The organism is Streptomyces sp. NPDC058086 (assembly GCF_042885015.1).
In the GTDB taxonomy this organism is placed as follows: Bacteria; Actinomycetota; Actinomycetes; order Streptomycetales; family Streptomycetaceae; genus Streptomyces.
Genome location: NZ_JBHVST010000294.1, coordinates 1 through 1,526 on the forward strand (window position 1 = coordinate 1; position 1,526 = coordinate 1,526).

Here is a 1,526-nt window from a genome sequence, read left to right on the forward strand (position 1 = left end):
ACCACTCCGTCGCCGTCGCCGCCCACGTCGTCGAACGGCTTGAACTGCGACAGGACGGCTTCGACGACCTCGCCGCCCGGCATTCCTACTACCGCAGCTATGTCAGCAACCCGGAGGAAGCGGTCCGCGAGGCACTGGAGGAGTCTGTGGGACTGGAAGTGCGGAGGCTGGCCACCCGCGAACGAAGGAGCAGGGAAGCACTGGAAGCCCGCCTGAACGCCCGTATTCGCTCCCTGGGCAGCCTCCCCGTACTTCCCACGGGCGTCCCCCGTGACGAACGCCTGATGAGGGCGATCGTCAACCGGGTGGCCGTGGAACGGCTCAACGACGTCTCCGTGACACCACGGCAGCTGCGTCGGCAACTGGGGTTGGAGAACGCCGAACATCCGGAGGACTAGTTGAACGGGAACGGGCGACGGATTCTGGGATCTCTCCTGGCCGGCGGCACCGAGAGTGTGCTTCAGGGCACCTGCAACCGAACGCGAAGTCCGCGCGAAGGAACCATCCTCATCGCCCCTTCCCTGGAAGCGGGGCTGTACGACGCCATCGTGGCCGCACGGGCCGTGGTGTGCGGCTCCGGTGGACTCACCGGTCACATGCAGTCCCTGTGCCGCGGCAGGGGGATTCCGGTACTGCGCGTCGAGGAGGCGGACCTCGCCGATCTCGTCGGCGAGGTGACGCTCTACCTGGAGAGCGCCTCCATCGTCGTCGGGCCCCGCCCAGCCCCGGCTCCCGGGGGCGGCAACCCCGTACTGGACGCCATCGGCTCGGCGTGTGCGGTCATCGCGGACCTCCAGGACATCACGACGATCAACTCCTGCGGACCCGAAGCCGCCCGCGTCGAGTCCTTCTTCATCCGTGAGGAATTCCTCTGCCTGGCCCTGGGGCTGAGCCCGCTCGACGCCATGGCCGGCGACACCGCAGGCATCACCGCTTACGGACAGGCCGTCGGAGAGCGGCTCTGCGGCTTCGTCGAAGCGCTTCTGCCCGGTCAGCGACTCGTCCTGCGCATGCTCGACCTGCGCTCCGACCACGCGGCCGAAGTCACCCAGGCCGCCCCCGTCGCCATCGAGCCCAACCCCGAGATGGGCATGCACGGCGCACGCTGGCTCCTGGGCTCCACCGGCTACCGCGAGGCCCTGCACGCCGTACTGGCGACCCTGCGCAAACGCCTCGGCGACGAGGCGGACCGGGTGGGGCTCTCGGTGCCGTTCGTCAGCGACGAGACGGAGTTCGCACAACTCAGAGCCCATCTCGACTTACCCGACGGCACCCCCCTGTCCGCCTTCGTCGAGACGCCCTCCGCCGTCCACGCCACCACCGCGCTGTGCGCCGCCGGGGCCAGTGAACTCTTCGTCGGCCTCAAGGACCTGGTGCAGTTCTATCTCGCCGCGGACCGGGGCAACCACCTGGTCGCCGACTCCTACCGCACCCGCCACCCCTCCGTCCTGGACGGCGTAAGAAGCGTCGTCGAATCCGCCCGCGCCGCGGGCACCCCGGTACGGGTCTTCTCCCTGGCATCGGAC

Annotated in this window: 1 protein-coding gene and 1 pseudogene; both read left to right on the plus strand. The window is 69.1% G+C overall.

What is annotated here, in order from left to right; genetic code table 11:
• Positions 1 to 398 (plus strand): annotated as a pseudogene (locus ACFVWD_RS58345) (pyridine nucleotide-disulfide oxidoreductase); the annotation flags it as partial.
• The coding region (locus ACFVWD_RS58350; protein ID WP_389607307.1) for a putative PEP-binding protein at positions 399 to 1,526 on the plus strand (1,128 nt) is incomplete at its 3' end.